General features: G+C 46.5%; 18 protein-coding genes and 1 other annotated feature. Of the genes, 14 read left to right on the forward strand and 4 right to left on the reverse strand.

Going from position 1 to position 17,919, the window contains the following annotated elements; translation table 11 throughout:
• Positions 1-6 precede the first annotated feature (6 nt).
• On the forward strand, positions 7-846 hold the full coding sequence (locus MKY99_RS04990) for a YitT family protein (RefSeq protein WP_231573468.1): 840 nt from the start codon (positions 7-9) through the stop codon (positions 844-846).
• 237 nt (positions 847-1,083) lie between these two features.
• Here the strand turns inward: MKY99_RS04990 and ligD are convergent, their stop codons facing one another.
• Positions 1,084-1,968, reverse strand: a complete 885-nt coding sequence (gene ligD, locus MKY99_RS04995; protein ID WP_339269043.1) for a non-homologous end-joining DNA ligase — start codon at positions 1,966-1,968, stop codon at positions 1,084-1,086.
• Between the two features lie 146 nt (positions 1,969-2,114).
• Here ligD and MKY99_RS05000 point away from each other — a divergent pair, with 146 nt between their 5' ends.
• The 4 genes from MKY99_RS05000 (at position 2,115) to MKY99_RS05015 (ending at position 6,097) form a co-directional block, all read left to right on the forward strand.
• Positions 2,115-2,693 carry a sigma-70 family RNA polymerase sigma factor gene (locus tag MKY99_RS05000; RefSeq protein WP_339269045.1) on the forward strand — a complete coding sequence of 193 codons (579 nt, stop codon included), beginning with the start codon at positions 2,115-2,117 and terminating at the stop codon, positions 2,691-2,693.
• The gene (locus tag MKY99_RS05005; protein WP_339269047.1) at positions 2,657-3,847 is read left to right on the forward strand and encodes a hypothetical protein; all 1,191 of its coding nucleotides are present in this window, start codon (positions 2,657-2,659) and stop codon (positions 3,845-3,847) included. The genes MKY99_RS05000 and MKY99_RS05005 overlap by 37 nt, the downstream gene beginning before the upstream one ends.
• Positions 3,848-4,445: 598 nt before the next feature.
• Positions 4,446-5,261, forward strand: a complete 816-nt coding sequence (locus MKY99_RS05010) for a hypothetical protein (RefSeq protein ID WP_339269049.1) — start codon at positions 4,446-4,448, stop codon at positions 5,259-5,261.
• A 29-nt stretch (positions 5,262-5,290) separates the two neighbouring features.
• Positions 5,291-6,097 carry a hypothetical protein gene (locus MKY99_RS05015; protein WP_339269051.1) on the forward strand — a complete coding sequence of 269 codons (807 nt, stop codon included), beginning with the start codon at positions 5,291-5,293 and terminating at the stop codon, positions 6,095-6,097.
• Between the two features lie 47 nt (positions 6,098-6,144).
• On the opposite strand, the gene MKY99_RS05020 is transcribed toward MKY99_RS05015, so the two are convergent.
• Together MKY99_RS05020 and MKY99_RS05025 are read right to left on the reverse strand one after the other, a co-directional pair.
• Complete coding sequence (locus MKY99_RS05020; RefSeq protein WP_339269052.1) at positions 6,145-7,092, reverse strand: DNA ligase; 948 nt, start codon at positions 7,090-7,092, stop codon at positions 6,145-6,147.
• Between the two features lie 12 nt (positions 7,093-7,104).
• Complete coding sequence (locus MKY99_RS05025; protein WP_339269054.1) at positions 7,105-8,073, reverse strand: Ku protein; 969 nt, start codon at positions 8,071-8,073, stop codon at positions 7,105-7,107.
• Between the two features lie 139 nt (positions 8,074-8,212).
• Between MKY99_RS05025 and MKY99_RS05030 the strand changes: the two genes are divergently transcribed.
• The 7 genes from MKY99_RS05030 to MKY99_RS05060 all read left to right on the forward strand — a co-directional run bounded on the left by MKY99_RS05030 (position 8,213) and on the right by MKY99_RS05060 (position 14,149).
• Positions 8,213-8,383 (forward strand): hypothetical protein, encoded by a 171-nt coding sequence (locus MKY99_RS05030; protein ID WP_156113056.1) that lies wholly within the window; start codon positions 8,213-8,215, stop codon positions 8,381-8,383.
• 31 nt (positions 8,384-8,414) lie between these two features.
• The gene (locus tag MKY99_RS05035) at positions 8,415-8,600 is read left to right on the forward strand and encodes an H-type small acid-soluble spore protein (RefSeq protein ID WP_042193364.1); all 186 of its coding nucleotides are present in this window, start codon (positions 8,415-8,417) and stop codon (positions 8,598-8,600) included.
• Positions 8,601-8,871: 271 nt separating this feature from the next.
• Entirely contained in the window at positions 8,872-9,294 is a 423-nt protein-coding gene (gene tsaE, locus MKY99_RS05040; protein ID WP_231573469.1) for a tRNA (adenosine(37)-N6)-threonylcarbamoyltransferase complex ATPase subunit type 1 TsaE, read from the forward strand.
• A gap of 5 nt (positions 9,295-9,299) precedes the next feature.
• Positions 9,300-10,136 carry a tRNA (adenosine(37)-N6)-threonylcarbamoyltransferase complex dimerization subunit type 1 TsaB gene (gene tsaB, locus MKY99_RS05045; protein ID WP_339269056.1) on the forward strand — a complete coding sequence of 279 codons (837 nt, stop codon included), beginning with the start codon at positions 9,300-9,302 and terminating at the stop codon, positions 10,134-10,136.
• Positions 10,133-10,657: a ribosomal protein S18-alanine N-acetyltransferase gene (rimI, locus tag MKY99_RS05050; protein ID WP_339269058.1), complete on the forward strand. Its 525-nt coding sequence runs from the start codon at positions 10,133-10,135 to the stop codon at positions 10,655-10,657. Before tsaB ends, rimI begins: the two co-directional genes overlap by 4 nt.
• Positions 10,654-11,703, forward strand: coding sequence for a tRNA (adenosine(37)-N6)-threonylcarbamoyltransferase complex transferase subunit TsaD (tsaD, locus tag MKY99_RS05055; RefSeq protein ID WP_339269060.1), 1,050 nt, complete (start codon positions 10,654-10,656; stop codon positions 11,701-11,703). The genes rimI and tsaD overlap by 4 nt, the downstream gene beginning before the upstream one ends.
• Before the next feature lie 388 nt (positions 11,704-12,091).
• Positions 12,092-12,372: a binding site (T-box leader), on the forward strand.
• Positions 12,373-12,613: 241 nt separating this feature from the next.
• Positions 12,614-14,149 carry a 2-isopropylmalate synthase gene (locus MKY99_RS05060; RefSeq protein ID WP_339269062.1) on the forward strand — a complete coding sequence of 512 codons (1,536 nt, stop codon included), beginning with the start codon at positions 12,614-12,616 and terminating at the stop codon, positions 14,147-14,149.
• Positions 14,150-14,554: 405 nt separating this feature from the next.
• Here the strand turns inward: MKY99_RS05060 and MKY99_RS05065 are convergent, their stop codons facing one another.
• Positions 14,555-16,495, reverse strand: coding sequence for an ABC-F family ATP-binding cassette domain-containing protein (locus tag MKY99_RS05065; protein ID WP_339269064.1), 1,941 nt, complete (start codon positions 16,493-16,495; stop codon positions 14,555-14,557).
• Positions 16,496-16,739: 244 nt separating this feature from the next.
• On the opposite strand from MKY99_RS05065, the gene MKY99_RS05070 reads away from it, so the two are divergent.
• On the forward strand, positions 16,740-17,375 hold the full coding sequence (locus MKY99_RS05070; RefSeq protein WP_339269066.1) for a 5-formyltetrahydrofolate cyclo-ligase: 636 nt from the start codon (positions 16,740-16,742) through the stop codon (positions 17,373-17,375).
• Between the two features lie 3 nt (positions 17,376-17,378).
• The gene (gene moaC, locus MKY99_RS05075; RefSeq protein ID WP_339269068.1) at positions 17,379-17,852 is read left to right on the forward strand and encodes a cyclic pyranopterin monophosphate synthase MoaC; all 474 of its coding nucleotides are present in this window, start codon (positions 17,379-17,381) and stop codon (positions 17,850-17,852) included.
• Positions 17,853-17,919 lie beyond the last annotated feature (67 nt).

The raw sequence follows: 17,919 nt of genomic DNA on the forward strand, positions 1-17,919 counted from the left end.
CATAAAATGGCTAAGTTCGCGCAGCGAATGATCATGTTATCCATTGGGGCAGCAATGATGGCTGTTGCACTTGAGATATTCCTCGTACCGAATCAAATGATTGATGGTGGGATTACCGGTATCTCCATTATTTTATCACATCTATTCGACATTCCTCTGGGGATTTTATTGACGCTGTTAAACCTTCCGTTCTTGTTAATCGGTTATAAGCAAATCGGTAAGACCTTTGCCTTATCTACCTTATATGCAATTGTGCTTATGTCTATTGGTACTTCAATGTTGCATCATGTGAATGCTTTTACGGTTGAGCCAATGCTTGCTGCCGTTTTTGGGGGGATCATTCTTGGTGTAGGTGTTGGGCTAGTTGTACGTTTTGGCGGATCTCTAGATGGTACAGAAATTGTTGCGATTCTAGTAGCCAAGAAGCTTCCCTTCTCTGTAGGTGAAGTTGTTATGTTCTTTAACCTGTTCATCTTATCCGGAGCTGGATTTGTGTTCGGTTGGAATAATGCGATGTTCTCACTAATTGCTTATTACATTGCATTCAAGGTAATTGACATTACACTTGAGGGTCTAGATCAGTCGAAATCGGTATGGATTATTAGTGATAAATTCCGTGATATCGGTGAAGCCTTGACGGAACGTCTTGGACGTGGTGTTACTTATTTAGATGGAGAAGGCGGATTTTCCGGGGAGAATAAGAAAGTGATCTTCGTGGTTATCACCCGTTTGGAAGAAGCTAAGCTTAAATCCATTGTTGAGGATTGGGATACTGGTGCATTCATCGCAATAGGTAACATTCATGATGTTAAAGGTGGCCGTTTCAAGAAGAAAGCAATTCATTAGCTTACCATCCTATAAGGACGCCGCAGGCGTTTTAGCTTGGCACTTTAGTACTATTAACTGAAAGAAGGTATTTTTACGAATAATGGAGCAATAAATACGGTGAACAAGACTCGATATGCCGTATTCTTATACAATATACCTTCTGTCCTTGAGTGGGACGCCTGATAAGCCCGTAGCATGAAATGATGCTGCGGGCTTATTGCTGTTTTTGGGGTCATTATTCGTGGCATTCCATCCCTATGGAAGCTTAGCAATGAGTTGTTTGACGGGCTGTGGTGGCACTTTTTCCAAAAGATCTCCCATCTGTTGCAGGCGTTCCTCAATATTGAGCAGATGAAAATCAGTAGGAGATACGTTTTGCTGAACCTCTTTCCAGAGCAATGGTGTGGATACTGTAGCAAGCGGCCTGGCACGTGGTGTATAAGGTGCAGCTAATGTTTTGCCACTGTAATGCTGGAGGTAGTCAAAATAGATTTTATCTCCCCGATTCTTCTTCAGACGCTCCAAGGTGAATAAATCGGGGTGCTTTTCAGTGACATAACGCCCCACAAAGTAACCTATTTTTCGCAATCCATCAAAAGTAACGCCAGTCTCGATAGGAACGATGATCTGCACCCCGGTAGCCCCGGAGGTTTTGGGCACAGAGGATAAACCAAGGGAGGTTAGGACCGTCCCTACGATTGCAGTTGCTTCCATGATACGGGGCTCGACCTCACGCGACGGATCTAGATCAATCATCCATTCACAAGGCAGCTCGCTACCTACATAATGCAAAGAAGGATGAAACTCCAAAGCAGCCAGATTACCCAGCCAGATCAGCTCAGGTAAACCTTGCAGCTTGATATAGTTAATATTCTCGTGAACAGCGGTCTGGACAAAGGCTGGAAGAGGATCAGGTGCATTTTTCTGATAAAAGGACATTCCAGAGATACCATGCGGATAACGTATTACGGTTAGCAGCCGATCTCGACAATAACGCAGCAGGTAGGGAGAGAGGGCGGCGAGCTTTTCCAGATAGATCCGCTTCGTAATCCCGCAATCCGGCCATAGCAGCTTCTCTGGGTTGGTGATGGTTATCTCTTGGCCGTCTACAGTAATTGTGCCTTTGATGGCTGCTGGCATCCTGAACCTCCTCTCTGTTATAGGAATGAGGGTATTATGTGCCAGTCTGTTCCTTTTCATGAAAAATATATTTCCAAAGTGTCCCTTTTGGATGATCATAAGAGTTATAAGGTTATACGGTTATGTGAAAGGGGAGTTTGCTGATTTTGGACGGGATCGAACACACCGTCGTTCGGGTACAGGCAGGCGAGGTAGAGTCCTATGCCCTTATCGTCGAAGTTTTTCAAAAGCCGATTTACCGCTATTGCTGCCGGCTGCTTGGGAGCCGTACGGAAGCGGAGGATGCGGTACAGGATATTCTAGTGAAGGCATATCAGCACATAGGCACATATCGCCCTATCACGAGCTTTTCTTCTTGGCTATATAAAATTGCCTATCATCATTGCCTCAGCCTGATCCGCAAACGTCAAAGACATTTGAAGATTATGGCGCTTTTTCAACCGGATCCTCCTGCAGAAAGCCCGGAACAGTTGATGGACCGTTACATATTTAACGAACATCTCACCTTTGCCCTCTTGAAATTGAAATTAGATGAACGAAATCTGTTAGTTCTGCGAATCTTTGAGGAACAGAGCTTCCCGGAGATTGCGGAGATCCTCGATAAGAATACTGATGCTGTGAAGAAGAAATACAGGCGTACGATTACGAAGCTTGGCAAAATGATGAATGCTCAGAAAGGGGGGACGGAATGGTGGGGCAACGAAGCTGTGTTGAAGAGAAAATGATAAAGAAAATGGACGCATTGGGGAACTGCGACGAACTAGATGTAAAAGCAGCAGTTATGAAGCGGGTAAGGGCGATTCATGAACAACAGAAAACGATGGACGGAGAAATGGCGAATCTCAGAGACGAGCTGGAGTCATTCTCAGAGCCGAGAGATCCTGTTATGCAGAAGCAAGAGAAGACAATCCCGCATCCATCAAAATTTAGAAAGAGACTTCTCTCAGGAGTCTCCGCAGCTATATTGCTGGGGATGATCGGGTTTGGTGCCCTTCAGCTGTCTGGCCTTGGAGGTTTAACGGAGCATGGTAGCCAGTCTACAATTGATATCATGCATCCTCCGGATGGAGCTATTACGCTAGTGAACAGCGGAGGGAAGGCTATTGTACAGACGGTGCATACTAATAATAGTAAGCCTGTTGCCACGGCCTCTCCTGCGATTGAGAAGTATCAGACTTTATTAGCGACTTATAATGAGCAGGTGCTTGCCCGCTTGAACCCCGGAGAAATGGCTGCCTATTACGTGATTGATACTGAATTCACTAAGTTGGTCAAAGGATTAGGCTATGGAAATCAATTGCAGTTCGCTTTCAGTTCTCCGGTGTATTCTAAATATCAAGATTTCGTAAAAGAATTAAAAGGGACTGGCGATTTCTGGCCCGAGCTGCCTTCCATACTCGCTAATGGTTATGAATTTGAGTACGCCACTTTTAAAGCCGCTCCTCCTTATTGGCCGATAGACAAGGAATATAAAGAAATGTTTGAACAATTTCAAAAAAAAGCTAAGGACGATAAAACAGGCCAAAAGCTGTTTATGGAGAAGATCGCTGTGAATGCCATAGAGAGCGCTGAGGTTTCCTACCATAAGGGGGATCAAAGAATTACACTATCCTTAATGCAGAGCGCTTTTAGGGGTTATCCAACGCAAGTGTCTATCTTGGAAGGTCAGACTGCCGAAAAATGGTCTATGACAGGTAATGGTAAAGAAGCAGTTTTTATCGCAGCGAGTACAGAGCAGGGGGCGCAGGCTTGGACTTCTCAGAATCGTTTGTATTGGTATGATGAAGCCAGCCAGACGATTCGTAGTCTAAATGATGGATTGAATAACATTTTAACCCGTGAACAATGGCAAGTGATTGCCAATAGTTTTATTCGCTAGCGACTGTTGTTCTATCCGCACAATATGAGAAGCTGTCTCAAAAGTAGTGAAATCTACTTGGGAGGCAGCTTTTTTTATGGAATAGGAAAAGTAATGGATTTTACTGTGCCATGTGACGATATGCCACGCGTAGTGTTCTATGCTACTGGTTGGGGCGGTGGGCGATGTGCTATGTGTGATTTACTTGTTTTAAACTAATTAGGTGAAAATTCCCTAAAAATAACCGATATTCGCTCTAAATGAACGAAATCAGGGAATTCCTCCCTAATAATCATAGGAATTTCTTTATTCGTTGCCGAATAGGCCAAATTTCAGGGAAGTTTTCCCTAATTACAAGGCCGATGAACAGAAATCTCTGAATTTTAGGGAGAAATTCCCCAATTACTCTATAGGTGCTTCACATATTGCATCACTTGGTGCGTCACTTGTAATGTTAAGAACAAAAAAAGAGGCTGTCCCAAAAGCCATGATGGTTGCTTGGGGCGGCCTCTTTTTTGTAAGAAAATGTCCCTTTTTCTCATGCTGGAGTGTTATAGAAGTGTAGTTGAAAACAGGGTGAGCTTACATTCACCCTTTTAGAAGGAGAGGATGTTAGAAATTGAAGCTCAATAATGATTTCAAAAAAACACTGATCGTACTCTCGGCAGCAACCTTGTTAGGAACAGGAGTAGTTGTAAGTGGGGTTGCGCCTGGCTTGTTTCTTTCGGTCGCGGCGGCAGCAGAACAGCAGACTTCAGCATCAACCGATCAGAATCCTCAAAAGGAATTACAGGCGATCGTAGCAAGCTTGAAGGAAGGTACGCTTTTGGCCTACTACGTACGTGACAAAGTCTCTAACCCTCAGGATACGATCAGCTTCTCTGGCAAAGGATTTGTTTTTAAAGACTACAAATCCTTTGCTGCTAAATTCAAAGCGTTGAAGGGTCCAACTACTCCACAGCCTGGAAATCTTCCTAAAGGCTTTGCTCTGGCGACAGCCATCATTTATCCACCGTCTGTAGCAAATGATTCAGAGCTGTATTTGCAATTAGAGCAGGAACTAAAGGCAGCAGCGGCGGCAGGTGATCCCAACAAACAGTTGTTTAGCAAGATCATCAGCTGGAGCCAGACGAACTTGTCTATGCAGCTGTATGCCAAAGGAAAAGCCAATTTTAGTATTGTAACTGGAGTGCCGCCCGCCAAACTTCCCGAAGGAGCTGTGCCTTTTGTACGAGCTTCGGAAACTAAGAAAGAACTGACGGTCAACGGTAGGAAAGTAATTCTTACAACTGATTCGGCTAAAGAAGCAAGTTTCAACACTAAGCTAGTGTGGCTGGATAAATCAGGCGCGATACAATATACCCTTTCAGACAATCGGGTCAGTAAACTGACGACAAATGAAATGTTGGCTGTAGCTAAAAGCATGATCAAATAACCATGGGGTTAAAGGAGGATATTATAAAGATGATTAAAAAAAGTGCGGCTATCACGGTTTTGAGTCTGCTAGTGTTAATGAGCGCGGTAAGTGGAACAGCAGGCGCAGTGCCTGCAGGGAGCAATAATAAAAGCAAAGGTACGGTTCCGGTTGAGCAGAAATCACCACCGGTATCGCCAACGATTAAGGATTTGATTGCCAAAGAATATGCTGTTCCCCTACAAACGGGAGAAATTAAGGCTCTCTATGTTAATGACAAAAAATCTAATCCAGAGGAAGATTTGAGTGTAAGCTATATGCCATACAGATTCAGCTCTATAAACGAAGCAGCACAGAAGCTATCTTCATTAAGCGGAAAGTCACTCTTGATACCAGCTTCTCTCCCAGAGGATTATAAGCTGCAGGATGTCGTTTTAAATCCAGTGCTTCCGAAGTTTTTCAGTACAGAGTATAAAACCCTCAGAGATCAGGTGAAAGCTAAAGCACAAGCTGCTGGTAAAAAAGTGATTTCACAAAGCTTAAAGTGGAGCGGTACAGAAACCTCTATCACTTATCTGCGAAATGGGGAGAGATTGAATCTAAAATCAGCTCCAGCATATACACTTCCGGAAGGAGTTACTTTAGCGCAGCTGCCTGGTGACCAGGATGAAAATTTGACCATCAACGGGGTTGAAGCAGTTTACACGGTGTTTGGTCCTCATCATGGAGATCTAAAAGTCCAGCTTGTATGGTCCAGTGCGGATGGAAGTATTGATTATACGCTTACGAATACGAAAAATACTGCGCAGACAAAAGCAGAGCTGGAGACCATTGTAACGAGTCTTACAGCGCAATAAGAAACGTCCTCTCGATAAATTCGGGAGGACGTTTTTTTGGAAAGAGTTTATCCTTTTTGCTCCATAGTACATGATTCGGGAGGAAGATCTACCCTAGCTTGAGTAACCGGCTGACGAAGAGTGCCTGAGGTATTCCATTCCAAAAAATGAACTTTGAAGACAAGCTTCGGTTTTATCCAAAAAGCACCCTTCCCTCGCTGGGGATCAGCTGTAAAGGGCATTTGATCTATTTTTAAATGCTGTACCTCTGCAGTTAAGTCGCGTTTATCCTGTACAGTCAATTTTCCTGGCCCGGCATGTCCGATATAATGCAAATTCCCTTTATCATCATACAGCCCAAGAAGTAGCGCATTGACGATGCCGTCTCGGAACGTTACACCCCCGGCTACTGCCGTAAGATCAGAAATGATTTTGCGTTTCTGCCAGCGTTTATCTTTTCCACCGGGAGCATAAGTACTGTTGATATCCTTACAGACGATTCCCTCTAAGCTCTGACTCTGAGCAGCGGCGAATAATTCTGTGGGATCGGTATAACTGGGTACGGCCTGTACATGGGGATGCGGCAGCAGAATATCGTTTAGCAGCTGCTGCCGTGAGAATAAAGGCTGATCCATCGTCGATTGGCCATTATAAAACAGAATATCAAAAATCATATAAATGACAGGAACCTGATACCTAACGACGGAAATGGTGGAGCCATTCTTTAAGCTATCCCTCCGCATAACTTCGTGAAATGAGGGCTTGCCGTCCTTGAGTGCAATGATTTCACCATCAAGAATAACGGAATCAGCCTTGCAGTAAGCAGATACATCAGTAAGCTCAGGATATTGCGCTGTACGATAGTTGCCACGTCTGTTAATAAGCTGAGTAGTGCTTCCGTCGTAATAGGACAACATACGAACGCCATCCCATTTAATCTGTGCGATCCACTGGTTGCCTGCTGGAAGCTGCCCAGCCAGTATAGGTTCAAAAGGAATAATAGGCTGAAGCTTCATCAGCAGAGCCTCCTAAGATACGGTTGTTTTACTTTTTGGGCTGCGGCGTTTCGGTTTTGGTGCAATGACAGGAATAGTTCCAGAAGCCTCGTTTTGCTGATCGGCAGGCTCAGCTGCTGCTTTAGACTTGGCTGTTTTTCTTTTGGCAGCCGGAGCCGCTTTAGTTTTTGTTTTCTTAGTACCTGTTAATGAAGGACCAGGATCTGTAGGGATATGCTGTACAGCCTGAATACTGGCTTGCAATGCTGCCATTAGATCAATTACATTGCTTTCCTGTTTGGCAGGAGCGATATGAAATTCCTCGCCTGCAATTTTATGTGAGATTAGATCAAGCATACGCTGGCGATAATCATCGGTATATTTTGCCGGATCAAAAGGCGTGGATAGCTGTGAAATGAGCAGCTTGGCCATATCCAGCTCTTTATCATTCACCGTCCCTGCTTCGGGCAGGCCAGGCACTTGCGAGACCGGTCGCACTTCATCAGGATAAAAAATAGTCTCGATGGCGAGGCAATCCTCTAGCACACGAATAGCAGCAAGACTGCTTTTTGAACGAATCGATATTTTGGCGATGCCAATTTTACTAGTTTGACGCATGGCCTCCATAAGAAGCCGATATGCATTTGTCCCAGCCTGATCCGGAGATAAGTAATAGGTTTTTTGAAAATAAATTGGATCGATCTCCGTCAGATCAACAAAGTCGAGTATGGTAATGCTTTTGCTGCTTTCGTCGGTCAATTGATCCAGTTCCTCTTTGTCGAATAGAACAAACTTCCCTTTCTCATATTCATAACCCTTGCCGATTTCTTCCCAAGCCACCTCTTTGTCACACACCGGACATTTACGTACATACGACAGTGGGCTGCCGCATTCCTTATGGATATAACGCAGAGAAATGTCCTTGTCTTCCGTAGCGGAGAACATTTTAACCGGAACATGCACTAGCCCGAAGCTGATGGCTCCTTTCCAAACGGTATGCATGAGAAACGCCTCCTGATCTAAGTTATTTGCTTTGGGTTAGTATGAGGCAGGAAAGGCTTTTCTAGCCGGGTGCATTTTTTGTGAAGCATGGGAAAATATAAAATCAGGCTAATAAAGCTGAGGAGGAGAATACTAAGTCATGGAACCGCGTGGAAACGAGTGGATCGATGCGCTGAGCGAGCAGGATATCCCAGCGACAGTTGTGGATTGGGACAGCATTATAGCTCCACCGGAAGCAAGTCAGGTCTCGGACTCGGAGAAGCTTGATGCGGAATCAACCCTCGAAGAAACTTCGCCATTAGAATCGTGAGATTTAGGTAAAATAAAGGAGGAGAACAGTGGTGGACGTCAAACGAGCACAGGATATTTATGCTTCTAAAGAGACGGTAAGTGTACATTTGGATGGAGAACCTGTATGGATTGAGCATGTGGATGCACAGAACGGAATGGCTACGGTTCAAGTGGGCTCTCGACCAACGAATACGCATACGGTAGGCGTTGAACGGTTAGAAGAGCAAGATCATTAACAAGGTTTGTTCAAAGAGCTGAGATAAGCTAAATTACACTTTTATAAAAGAGACTCTTTATGCTTATTTTTGCGTAGAGGTCTCTTTTTCTATTGTTGGCATACTGGCATGGGAGATTGAATTGGGACAGTTGTTGCGATGGATGGAGCATACCGATATAATTAATAGTAATGGTTTTTGGCAGGTATATTTTAAAAGGTGGTAGTTGTAGTTGGACAATACAGACGAAACGGTGTTCACTTACCGTTCTTACAGCCTCCAGGATACGGAGTTGCTTGCAGCTGCTCTAGCTACTGCTTCAACGCCAGGGATGATTATCGGCTTGGACGGCGATCTGGGCGCAGGAAAAACAGCATTCTCGCAAGGGTACGCTCGGCATCTCGGCGTAAAGGGGATCGTAAACAGTCCTACTTTTACAATTATTAAAGAGTACGAGGGCCGTCTGCCCCTATATCATATGGATGTATATCGGATTTCGCTTCAGGAAGCGGACGAGCTTGGACTTGATGAGTATTTCTACGGGCAAGGGGTCTGCTTGGTGGAATGGAGCAGTATTATTACGGATTTAATGCCGCCGCGGCATATGCATATATACATGGAAACAGTGGGGCCAGATGAAAGAATGATTACGGTGACCGGAATCGGGGAGCCGTATGGTGAGCTTTGCCGGCAGCTGATCCAGAAGTGGGGTTAAGGAATATGACGAATCAGAATACAGAGCCGCGCAAGCGGCTTTTAGCGCTGGATACATCAACTGCAGTATTAGGCGTGGCAGTTACAGAGAATGGGGAACTACTGCATGAAATAAATGCTTCCGGAGAACGGAATCATTCAGTGCATTTACTCCCGATCATTGAGCAGGCGCTGCAAGCAACAGGAACTACTCCTGCAATGCTGGGCGGGATTTCTGTTGGTGTGGGTCCTGGATCGTATACGGGGACACGTATCGCAGTTACCGCTGCCAAAACGCTGGCATGGGCATGGGATGTCCCAGTGGTTGGTATTTCGAGTCTACATGCAGTGGCGTGGGGCGGATATCAAACAGCCCTCAAGAATAACGTGATGACCAAAGCGTCGGAACAAACTACCGAGAATAACAGCTACGGGCCTGATTGGATCATTCCACTAATGGATGCGCGCCGAGGACAGGTGTATACAGGATTATTCGCAGCTGTGGGAAATAATGCTCCTAGCCGTCTTGAACCTGATGCCATCCGCCTGATGGCAGATTGGGTGGAGTACTTAGCTGAACGTTTAGGACAGGCTTCAGTCGAAGGCAATAAGCCCGCTGTTCTTTGGTTTGTTGGGGAGACTGCAGTTCATGGCAGTGAGGAATCGCTTCGTCCATTGAAGGATCTTGGTGTTCCTATTGCAGTTCCTTATGAAATGGAAGGCCGCTGGACAGGATTTCTTGGAGAAGCGCGGCTTGAGGTAGAGAAAGATGATATCCATAGCTTGATCCCTAACTATACTCAGATCTCAGAAGCGGAGGCCAATCTGCGGTTAAGCAGAGAAGGGGGCTTAAAGAAATCATGACGGAAGCGAAATCAATGATAGCTCAAGAGGCTGAACTTGTTTTTCGTTTGATGAAGCTTACGGATATTCCTGACATTCTTATCATTGAACGGGAAGCCTTCACGATGCCTTGGACAGAGGAAGCTTTTCGCAACGAGCTGACGCATAATCATTTTGCAAAATATATGGTTATGGAGCTGGCTGGTCATATTATCGGTTATGCCGGTATGTGGGCCATCGTGGATGAGGCGCATGTGACGAATATAGCCCTGCTTGAAGCCTATCGTGGACGTAAATGGGGCGAGCGTTTGCTCGAAGAGCTGATGAAGACGGCATCTTATGTGGGGATGAAGTCTATTACACTTGAGGTACGGGTATCGAACGAGGTAGCACAGAATTTATATCGTAAAAAAGGCTTTCGATCTGCTGGCACACGCAAAGGATATTATTCCGATAATCGCGAGGATGCGCTCATTATGTGGGCGGATCTGCCAGAGTACGAGGAGCATGGGAATATGGAAGGAAGCGTGGACTTGAAATGAAGACAGAAACGGGCGCAGCTCAGCCTGTACTAATACTTGCTATTGAGACGAGTTGTGATGAAACGTCAGTGGCTGTAGTCAAAGATGGCTCTGAAGTGTTATCCAATATCATCTCGAGTCAGATTGAGACGCATCGCGCCTTCGGTGGCGTGGTACCAGAGGTAGCTTCCCGTAAGCATGTGGAAGTAATTACACTGGTGATAGAAGAAGCACTCGCTACAGCAGGGGTTACACCAGATCAGTTGTCGGCGGTGGCGGTTACACAAGGCCCAGGTTTGGTGGGGGCTTTACTTGTCGGGGTAGTAGCTGCCAAGAGCCTTGCCCTCGCATGGGGTAAGCCGCTAATTGGTACACATCATATTGCAGGGCATATTTATGCTAACCGTTTAGTGGCAGAGTTACAGTATCCATGCATGACACTAGTGGTGTCCGGCGGACATACTGAACTGGTTCATATGGAGCGGGAGGGTGAGTTTCGAATTATCGGACGAACCCGTGATGATGCCGTAGGCGAAGCATATGATAAAGTGGCACGAGCACTAGGATTCCCTTATCCCGGTGGACCTCATGTGGATCGTCTGGCCCGCGAGGCGACTGAGGTTGTACCGTTACCAAGAGTATGGTTGGAGCCGGGTTCTTATGATTTCAGCTTCAGTGGCTTAAAGTCGGCTGTGCTGAACGTTGTGAATCAGAGCAAGATGAAGGGTCTCACGCCAGATGTCGCAGGCATTGCCCGCGGGTTCCAAGAATCTGTGGTTGAGGTGCTGGTGGAAAAAGCGGTACGCGCTGTTAAAGCTACTAGCTCCAAGCAGTTATTGCTGTGTGGAGGTGTTGCTGCTAATGCTGGCCTGCGCACGGCTTTGATCTCACGCTGTGAAGCGGAGGGCATTGAGCTTATTATTCCACCTCCGGTATACTGCACGGATAATGCAGCTATGATTGGAGCTGCTGCATACGTGAAGTGGCAGCATGATGGCTGTACTCCGCTGGATATGGTTGCAGACCCTGGATTCTCATTGGAACAATGGTCTGTATCCGCCTATTGACATCATTTGGAGCTAACGAGTATAATCAGTTCAATTATACAAGGAAACGCGATGAGCGGAAGTAGTAAGGATACTCTGGGATAAGAGAGCTGCGGGTAGGTGCGACGCAGTCGAAGGGGACCTGAACTCGTCTGGGAGCGGAACGGTGGAAGCATTACCGGCAATTGTCGCCGGAACGTTCGTACACCGTCTACGGGTAACCTCCGTGAAAGGGTGGTCGAGTATCTAACATACTGGACCGTAGAGTGGATGTTCAATTGGAATCGGCAGTAACTTAACCGGTACAGAGCATCAACAAGAGTGGTACCGCGAAGGTTAACAGCCTGTCGTCTCTTGAATGAGATGGCAGGCTTTTTTGTATGGATTTTGAGTAGTGAGAATGTATATAATACACGCTAAGAACGGGAGTAGTAGGGAATGACGGTGAACAGAGAGCTGCGGGGTGGTGCGACGCAGTCACCGAAAGTCTTGAATCTCGCCCGGGAGCGGAGCGGCGGAAATAAGAGTACGCTGCCTACGGCTGTCCCCGTTATCGGACCTTTCCAGATATCCTGACTCCCTCAGGATGGACCGGGAAGAAGAGCTGGACGCAGCTAATGGCTTGATTATATGAATAGCCTATGCGTCAAAAAGAGTGGTACCGCGGAGGGGTAACCCGCCGTCTCTTTATTAGAGACGGCGGGTTTTTGCGTTCTTATTGAAGCAGCAACTCGGGTTATGGACTCAGGCGCTATATAAGACGCCAAGAGTGAACCTTCTGCACATTCCAAATTGTGCAGAGGATTCATTCGTATCAGCTGCCGGCAGCAGTGGGTGGGGATTTAGCAGGACCACAAGTCGACGTGTGGATCTGCGCTGAAGCATAGGTTAGGGTAAGGAATCCAATAAGAGGAAAACAGGAGGAAATCAGATGATTATTCCAGTAAAGAAACGTATACAAATTTTCGATACGACTCTGCGAGATGGTGAACAGGCTCCGGGTGCAAGTCTCACCCCAGAGCAAAAAATACTGCTGGCCTATAAGCTTGCGGATCTGGGTGTTGACGTGATGGAGCCTGGATTTCCGATATCGAGCCCTGGTGATTTTGCAGCAGTACAGACGATTTCTCGTAAGGTGCGAAATGTGGAAATTTGCGGTTTTGCACGGGCGGTTAAAGGAGATATTGACGCGGCAGTCCGGGCAACCCAAGATGCTGAACGCCGGCGGATCCACCTGTTCATCTCCTCTTCTGATATTCATTTGCAGCATCAATTGCGTATGAGCAGAGCTGAAGTCGTAGCCAAAGCCCGCGAGATGACGGCTTATGCGCGTCAATTCTCTGATGTCGTTGAATTCACGGCGATGGATGCTGCGCGAACAGGAATTGATGATCTGATTGAAATGATTGAAGCGGTTATTGAGGAAGGCGCTTCTATTATCAATCTGCCCGATACGGTCGGTTACGCATTGCCACATGAATATGGGGAAATGTTCCGGCGTGTGCGGCTAGGAGCAAGAGGTGGAGATACGGTAAGCTACAGTGCCCACTGTCACAATGATTTGGGGCTGGCTGTAGCCAACAGTCTGGCAGCAATTGATGGAGGTGCGACGCAGATCGAAGTCACTGTGAACGGAGTCGGCGAGCGTACCGGGAACTGCGCACTGGAAGAGCTTGTGATGGCGCTCGAAACCCGCGGGGATGCGATTGGAGCAGAAACAGGCATTGTGCTTGATAAGCTGTATGATACTTCGCGGCTGATCAGCGGAGCGATGCATTTTCCAATCGCCTATAACAAACCAGTCGTCGGAAGAAATGCCTTCCAGCATGAGTCAGGGATTCATCAGGATGGTTTGCTGAAGGATCGTAGCACCTATGAGATTATGGACCCAGAGCGGCTGGGTATCCCGCGTAGCATGATCATTCTGGGCAAGCATTCTGGCAGACATGCGCTGAAGGACCGGGCGGCGAAGTATGGTATTACGCTGGAGCCTGCGGAGCTGGATGCACTTTATGAATCGTTTAAAGAGACCGCTGACCGCCAAAAGGTAGTCAGTGATGACCAGTTGCTGCAAATGGTGAGCAGTACAACTGGACAGCAAGCTCAGGTCTATGAACTGGGTGAGGTTCAGGTATTGGCAGGCAGTGCCCAGCGCCGGGTGGCCGCGGTTACGGTTCGCCATTTGAAGTCTGGACAGGAAACTTCTCATACTAGTACTGGAGATGGTCCGCTTGAAGCCATTATCGCTGCTATTGGGCAAGGCATCTCAGAGGACATCGATTTTGCGGGACTTGAGCTGCATTCACTTGGAAGTGGAGAGAACGCCCAGGCGGAGGCGGCTGTGATGGTAGAGTGGGAAGGTCTTAAATTTAGAGGCACAGCTACGCATCAAGATATTATTATGGCAGCAGGGATTGCCTATATTGCAGCCTGTAACGCTGCCCTGCTCTCTACACAAATCGTTTAATATACATCGACCCGCTGTCTGATTTAGAGATGGCGGGTTCTTTTTTAGCTTTTGATGACAGGTTTTAGGTGGGGTTATGTCTTTTGTCAAGTTGTGGACAACGTTATCCACATATTCTCTACGAATTGTGTAAAAAGTGCGTAAAATCAGCAATGTCAGCTCTTTTTAAAATGCCCTTATAACCATTTTTATTAGCAATGAAACCTTGTGGGAATTGTGGATAATGTGGATAATTCGGTGGATAATAATTCCTGTAATTCGAAAATACTGATTTAACGCATAAAAAAAGCCCTTAAGGGGCTTTTTTAGTAGGGAGTTATACACGAAACCTGTGTATAGAGCTGTGGATAACTGTTTATGAACAAAATAAGAAATATGAAAAAAATTTATGAAGTGGCTTTTACATTATTCGTCAGCAAGGATTTCCCATTCGTTAAATAAATCGGTAAGCTGAGTTTTTTTGTTCTTCAGATCCTCTTCATGACCTTGAAGTGCTAAATAATCCTGATAAACTTCAGGTTTAGTCATTTCATTCTCTATAAAAGCGATCGACTCTTCTAGTGAAGCAATGCCTTCCTCTAGCTCAGCAATGCGCCGCTTCCGGTTACGCTCTTCACGCTTGGCTTGCTTGTCCGCTTCGAAGGAGGAAATAGCGTTTTTTTCAGGAACTGCAGCATCCTTGTTGACGTTTTTGGCGGCTAATTCGGCGGCATCTTTCGCAATCTCTTCTAATTCTCGTTTTTTCTCGATATAGTCATCGTAGTTGCCAAGGTATTGATCGATCCCCTCGGGATGAAGCTCAAGCACCCGTTCAGCCATTTTATTGAGGAAATAACGGTCATGAGAAATGAAGAGCAATGTGCCCTCGAAATCAATTAAAGCTGATTCTAAGACCTCACGACTGACTAAATCCAGATGGTTGGTCGGCTCATCTAGGATGAGCATATTTGCGCCGCGCAACATGAGCTTTGATAATGCAACGCGTGCTTTTTCGCCGCCGCTCAGCGCGGATATCTTCTTAAGAACATCTTCACCGCTGAAGAGGAAGTTGCCAAGGATCGTACGGATTCTGGCTTCCTCAATCATTGGATATTCACTCCATAGCTCTTCCATTACTGTGTTCTTTGGATTGAGGCGGGTCTGTTCCTGATCATAATAAGCGACCTTTACCTTAGTCCCCCAATTCACAGTTCCAGTTGAAGGCTCGCGGGTTCCAGTCATACACTGCAGCAGTGTAGATTTGCCAATACCATTGGGACCGATGAGTGCAGCAGTTTCTCCCCGGCGCAGTTCGAAAGAAGCGTCCTTGAACAAAGGTGGACCATCATTAAAGGCAACCGCAACATTACGGACTTGCAGCACTTCTTTACCAGACATGAAGTCCGGCTCGAAGGAGAAGCTGGCTTTCTTCAGATCGCCCATCGGTCGATCAATACGGTCCATCTTCTCAAGCGCTTTGCGTCTGCTCTGCGCACGTTTCGTGGTAGATGCTCGCACAATATTTTTCTGAACGAAATCTTCCATTCTTGAGATTTCATCTTGCTGTTTCTCATACTGCTTCATCCGTGTTTCATATTCGGCAGCCTTCAAATCTACATATCGGCTGTAATTGCCTGTATAACGCCGAGATTGATGACGCTCGATCTCTACAATAGTAGTTACAAGCCGATCAAGGAAATAACGGTCATGAGATACGACCAGAATTCCGCCAGCATAACTGCGAAGATAATCCTCAAGCCATGTTAATGTTTCGATATCCAGATGGTTCGTCGGCTCATCCAGCATTAGAAGATCCGGAGCCTGAAGTAAAATCCGGGCTAATGCCAGTCTAGTCTTCTGGCCACCACTAAGTGTGGAGATAGGTGTATCCGGTGGGAACTCGCCGAAGCCCATGCCGTGCAGGACACTGCGGATTCGTGTATTCATTTCATAACCGCCGTGATCCTTGAACCAATCTGATCGGCGGGCATATCTTTCGAGCAGTTCTTCGTACCGTTTGGGGTCCTCTGCCAGCTTAGGATCGGCAATGCTTACTTCCATCTCTCTTAGCTCAGCCTCGGCTTCGATCAACGGTGCGAAAACTGCCATCATTTCTTCATGAATGGTTTTGTCAGATTGAAGTCCGCTATTTTGGGCTAAATACCCGATAGTAGTTTCTTTTGATTTATGAATTTGACCGCTGTCATAGGACATTTCACCAGCCAGAATTTGCAGAAAAGTTGATTTGCCGGCACCATTAACACCCACGAGTCCGACTCGTTCCTTTTCATTTACCTGAAGGCTTATACCGTCTAGTACGTTCTGTATACCATATGATTTTGTAATTCCTGTCGCTTGAAGAAGCATAACGATGAAACCTCCACCCTTGCATATTTCGCCTTGGCATTTATACCTCAGCCGTATGAACAACTTATTCTATAGTTTACATGAAAAGCGTTTCCCAAGCGAGAGCTCGATATATCATAAGCAGAGAATAACGACCTGGCCCAGAAACACAGTCCTATCCACCTTGGCGAACCGGGGAGAAGAGTGGTAAACTGGATTTACAAACAAGGATAAGCTTGGGATAAATATAGGGGGTTGCCGGGCGATGTCAAGCAAGGAGTCGGTGATCTCCAAAGCAAAGCAACAACTAAGAACTGAGAAGACCATCGCCCGAAACGAGCTCTCCTCGGACCAGAGAAGGGAATTGTCTTTTCTGGTCTGCAAGCATGCATCAGAGTGGCTGAAGACGAAAGACATAGCCTCACTGATGGCCTATGTATCTTTCCGTTCTGAACTCGATACCAACGCGCTTCTTACACAGGCGTGGAAGGACCAGCGTAGGGTACTGCTGCCGCGTGTCATTCCGGCAAGTGGTGCAATGAGTGTCCATATGGTAAACGCTTGGAGTGAGCTTGAGCCGGGGGCGTATGGTATCCATGAACCTGTTGTATCCGGCAAAGATTCACAAGAGATTGAAGTTGTTACACTACCGGATGTTGTGTTTGTTCCGGGGCTGGCTTTTGATCTTCAGGGAGGCAGGCTTGGTTACGGCCGAGGATACTATGATCGATTGCGTGCGTCATGGGAGACGGAAGAGTATGCTGCTGCGAAGCCCCCTGTCTTGATCGGGCTAGCCTTTGGTATGCAATTGGTTCCGAAAGTGCCCATGGATGAGCATGATGCCTTTATGGACATGCTGATTACTGAAAATGGCATAGTGCACTGCCGAAAAGGAGAGTGAACCGTGGAATTGACCCATTTTAACGAGCAGGGAAGAGCTCGTATGGTGGATGTGAGCGAAAAGGAGATTACGAAGCGGACAGCTGTCGCGCGGAGTAAGATCAAGATGGCAACTGAGACGCTTAGTGCCATCAAGGAAGGCAAGATCAGTAAAGGAGACGTACTTGCCGTTGCGCAGATCGCTGGAATTATGGCGGCCAAGAAGACGTCTGACTGGATTCCGATGTGCCATCCGCTCCCACTTACCGGTATTGACATCCGCTTCTCCGATAACAGCGAAGATGAACTTTATATAGAAGCAACAGTCCATACTACCGGAAAGACCGGAGTTGAAATGGAGGCATTGACCGCTGTTTCTGCCTCAGCACTAACGGTGTACGACATGTGCAAGGCTCTTCAGAAGGACATGATTATCGGACCAACGCTCTTAGTATCTAAAAGTGGGGGCAAGAATGGAGATTACGTGCTTGAACCCTGATCAGAGCTGACGTTCGATGCGCTGAAGCAAGTGGGCTGCACTGTACAGCCAATTATACATAGAGAGG

This window comes from Paenibacillus sp. FSL R5-0470 (genome assembly GCF_037975205.1).
Classification (GTDB): Bacteria; Bacillota; Bacilli; order Paenibacillales; family Paenibacillaceae; genus Paenibacillus_AQ.